1 protein-coding gene is annotated in these 4,630 nt (G+C 67.9%); it reads left to right on the forward strand.

Annotated features, from left to right (window positions below; translation table 11 throughout):
• Positions 1-4,630: non-ribosomal peptide synthetase (locus tag JOZ00_RS07925; RefSeq protein ID WP_293342129.1), on the forward strand; the 4,630-nt coding region annotated here is incomplete at both ends.

Below are 4,630 nucleotides of genomic sequence, written 5' to 3' on the forward strand. Positions count from 1 at the left end.
TGGTGCAGGAGCTGCCGCTGACGCCCAACGGCAAACTCGACACCCGCGCCTTGCCCGTGCCGGAGTATCAGGACGCCGACCGTTATCGCGCCCCGGGCAACGCGGTCGAGGAGATCCTCGCCGGCATCTACGCCCAGGTGCTCGGCCTCGAGCAGGTCGGCATCGACGACTCGTTCTTCGACCTTGGCGGCGACAGCATTTCGTCGATGCAGGTCGTGACTCGTGCCCGTGCCGCCGGCTTGACACTGAAGACGCGCGACATCTTCGTCGAGCAGACCGTTGCCCGGCTGGCCCGGGTGGCCGGTGTGGCTGACAGCGAAGCCGGCGTGATCGACGAGGGAATCGGGCCGCTGCCGACCACCCCGATCATGCGGTGGCTGAACGGCGTTGACGGCCCCGTCGACCAGTTCAACCAGACGGTGCTGGTGCAGGCTCCCGAGGGCGTCGGCGAGACCGATGTCGTGATCGTGTTGCAGGCCTTGCTCGATCGGCACGCCATGCTGCGGCTGCGCGTGGACGACGAGGCGGGGGAGTGGTCGTTGACGGCGCCCGAGGCGGGCTCGGTCGATGCTCGGGAGTGCCTGCAATCGGTGGACGAATTGTCCGACGAGGCACTCGTGGAGGCACGGTCACGGTTGAACCCGGCGACCGGCGTGATGGTCAGCGCGCTGTGGGCCACTTCCACCGGCCAGTTGGCCGTGATCATCCATCACCTCGCCGTCGACGGCGTGTCCTGGCGAATCCTGTTGGAAGACTTGAACATCGCTTGGGCACAGCACCGTCTCGGCCAGCCGTTGGCGTTGCCGGCCGGCGGCACATCGTTCGCCCGGTGGGCGTCGCTGCTGGCCGACCATGCAAACCGCCCGGAAGTCGTGGATCAGGCGGACGCGTGGGCGGAAGTCATGTCGACCCCGGACCTGTTGCCCCCGGTGCAACCCGCGGTCGACACGTTCGCCGCGGCAGGGCATCTGTCGGCGGAGCTGGATGCCGAAACCACCGGCATGCTCCTCGGCGAGGTGCCGTCGGCGTTCCACGCCGGAATCAACGACATCCTGCTGATCGCATTCGCCTTGGCGGTAGCGGAATTCGCTGGCGTCGACAGCGGGCCCGTCGGCATCGATGTCGAGGGCCACGGACGCCATGAGGAACTGGCCGCCGATGTCGACCTGTCCCGCACCGTGGGATGGTTCACCACCAAATACCCGGCGTCGCTGGCGGTTTCGGGGCTGAACTGGGCGCAGGTGTTGTCCGGTGACGTCGCGCTGGGTGCGGTCATCAAGCGCGCCAAGGAGCAACTCCGCGCCCTGCCGGATCCGCTCAGTTACGGGTTACTGCGCTACCTGAACCGCAACACCGGCTTGCAGGGAGCCGAGCCACCGATCGGATTCAACTATCTGGGTCGGCCCGGTGGCACGGCCGAGTTGTCCGCGGATCTGTGGCGGGTCGGCCAGGAAGGCCTGTCTGTCACCGGAGCCGCCGCGGCGATACCGATGCCGCTGATGCACACCCTGGACCTGAATGCCGTCACCATCGACACCGAGAGCGGTCCGCGCCTGCACGCCAATTGGACTTGGGCGCCAACGGCTCTCGATGAAGAACAAATACGTCACCTGAGCAGGCTGTGGTTCGAAGCGCTGACCGGAATCTGCGCGCACGTGCGATCCGGCGGTGGCGGATTGACCCCGTCGGATATCGCACCCGCCCGGCTGAGCCAACGGCAGATCGACGAGCTGGCGCGGCGATCCGTGATCGCCGACGTGTTGCCGCTGACCTCGGTGCAGCAGGGGCTGCTCTTCCACGCCAACACCGCGCAGGGCGGCGGCGATCTGTATGCGGGCCAGCTGAATATCAGCGTGACCGGACGACTCGACGCGGATCGCCTCCACCATGCGGTACAAGCGATGGTCGCCCGGCACCCGAACCTGGTGGCCCGGTTCTTCCCGGAGTTCGACGAGCCGGTCCAGGTCATCCCGGCCGATCCCGTTGCGGCCTGGCGGTACATCGAGCTAGCGGACGGCGCCGATGCCGAGGAGCGGATACAGCAGCTCTGCGCCGCCGAACGTGTCGCGGTCTGCGAGCTCGGCGACCAGCCGGCCTACCGCGCGCTTTTGATCCGCGTCGCGGCGGACCGGCACCGGTTGGTCCTGACCAATCACCACATCGTGCTCGACGGTTGGTCGATGCCGATCCTGATGGGCGAGATCTTCGCCGGCTACTATGGGCACGGCCTGCCCGCGCCGGCGTCCTACCGCAACTTCGTCAGCTGGCTGGCCGACCGTGATCACGACGCCGCCCGCGCAGCCTGGCGCGAGGTGTTTGCCGGCTTCGACACCCCGACCTTGGTCGGTCCCCAGGATCGCCGCGAATCGGGTCCGCAGCGGGTCCAGACAGTGCGGCTGCCCGCCGAGATCACCCGGGCTGTAAGCGAATTGGCGCGCGGGGGTCACACCACCGTCAACACGGTGCTGCAGGCGGCCTACGCGCAACTGTTGTCCTCGTTGACCGGTCGAAACGATGTCGTGTTCGGTACCACCGTGTCGGGCCGGCCGGCCGAGGTGCTGGGCGCGGACTCGATGGTGGGTCTGTTGATCAACACCGTGCCGGTGCGCGCCAACATCGCCGCGTCGACCACCACTACCGATCTGCTGGATCAACTGCAGCGCGCCTACAACGACACCCTTGATCACCAGCACTTGGCGCTCAACGAGATTCACCGCATCACCGGTCAGGAGCAGCTGTTCGACACGCTGTTCGCGTTCGAGAATTATCCGATCGATGCCGGCGCGCTGGTGGGCGACGACGAGCTGTCCATCACCGACATCACCAGCCACGAATCGACCCACTACCCGTTGACGGTGCAGGCTCAGCCCGGCACCGAACTGGGACTGCGGATCGAGTACGACGCCGACGTGTTCGACTCGACCGCCATCGAGGCGCTGATCGCGCGGTTCCAGCGCCTGCTGGCCGCCATGACCGCCGATCCCGGCAGGCGCTTGTCGTCGATCGATGTCCTGGACGCCGGTGAGCGCACCCGCCTGGATGAAATCGGCAACCGCGCGGTGCTGAGCCAACCCTGGGCACCGTCGTCGATCCCGGCGCTGTTCGCCGAGCAGGCGGCCCGCATCCCCGACGCGGCCGGGGTCACCTGTGCGGGGCGGTCCATGACGTATCGGGAGCTTGACGAAGCGGCGAACCGGTTGGCGCACCTGCTGATCGCACGGGGGGCCGGCCCGGATGCGCCTGTGGGGCTGCTGTTGTCGCGCTCAGCCGAGGCGATCGTGGCGATCCTGGGGGTGCTCAAGACCGGTGCGGCCTATCTGCCGATCGACCCGAAGCTGCCGGCTGCGCGGATCGAGTTCATGCTCGCCGATGCCGCTCCGACCATAGTCGTCACCACCGCCGACTTCGCCGGCCGACTCGATGGTCACGACGTCGCTGTCATCGACGTCCAAGACGAGGCTCTGGCCGCGCAACCCGCGACGCCACTGGCGGCACCGGACCCCGACGCCATCGCCCACATCATCTACACCTCGGGCACGACCGGTGTTCCCAAAGGCGTTGTGGTCACTCACCGCAACGTCACCCGGTTGTTCGATTGGCGGCGGGCGGCCAGCCTGGAGCTGGGACCGAGCCAGGTGATCACGCAATTCCACTCGTATGCGTTCGACTTCTCGGTGTGGGAGATCTGGAGTGCGCTGCTGCACGGTGCTCGGCTGGTGGTGGTGCCCGAGTCGGTGGCCCGCTCGCCGAAAGACTTCCACGCCTTGCTGATTGCCGAAAAGGTCACGCTCTTCAGCCAGACCCCGTCGGCCGTGCGAATGCTGTCCCCGCAGGGGCTCGAGTCGGCGGCGTTGATCATCGGCGCGGAGCCGTGCCCACCCGAGCTGGTGGATCGGTGGGCGCCCGGACGGGCGATGCTCAACGTCTACGGTCCCACCGAGACAACGATATTCGCGTCCATCAGTGCGCCGTTGCAGGCGGGTTCGGGAGCGCCGCCGATCGGTTCGGCGGTGCCCGGGGCGGCCTTGTTCGTGCTCGACGGGTGGCTTCGCCCGGTGCCCATCGGGGTGGTCGGTGAGCTGTATGTGACCGGTCGCGGCGTCGGGTGCGGATACCTGAACCGGGCGGGCCTGACATCGTCGCGGTTCGTGGCGTGTCCGTTCGGGGAGCCCGGAACGCGCATGTACCGCACCGGGGACCTGGTGCGCTGGGGTGCCGACGGGCAGCTGCAATACCTGGGTCGCGCCGACGAGCAAGTCAAGGTCCGCGGCTACCGGATCGAACTCGGTGAAATCCAGTCGGCCCTGGCCGAATTCGACGGCGTAACGGCCGCGGCGGTGATCGCCCGCGAGGACCGCCCCGCTGACAAGCGCCTCGTCGGCTACATCACCGGTACCGCCGATCCCGCCGAGGCACGCGCCGCACTGGCCGAACGGCTGCCGGACTACATGGTGCCCGCCACGGTGGTGGTGTTGGAGGCGCTGCCGGTCACCGTCAACGGCAAGCTCGACATCCGCGCCCTGCCGGCACCGGAATACCTGGGCGGTGTGTACCGCGCTGCGACCAACCCGACAGAGGAGATCCTGGCCGGCATCTACGCGCAGGTGCTCGGCGTCGACCGCGTCGGGAT

The sequence above is a fragment of the Mycobacterium sp. genome, assembly GCF_019243155.1.
In the GTDB taxonomy this organism is placed as follows: Bacteria; Actinomycetota; Actinomycetes; order Mycobacteriales; family Mycobacteriaceae; genus Mycobacterium.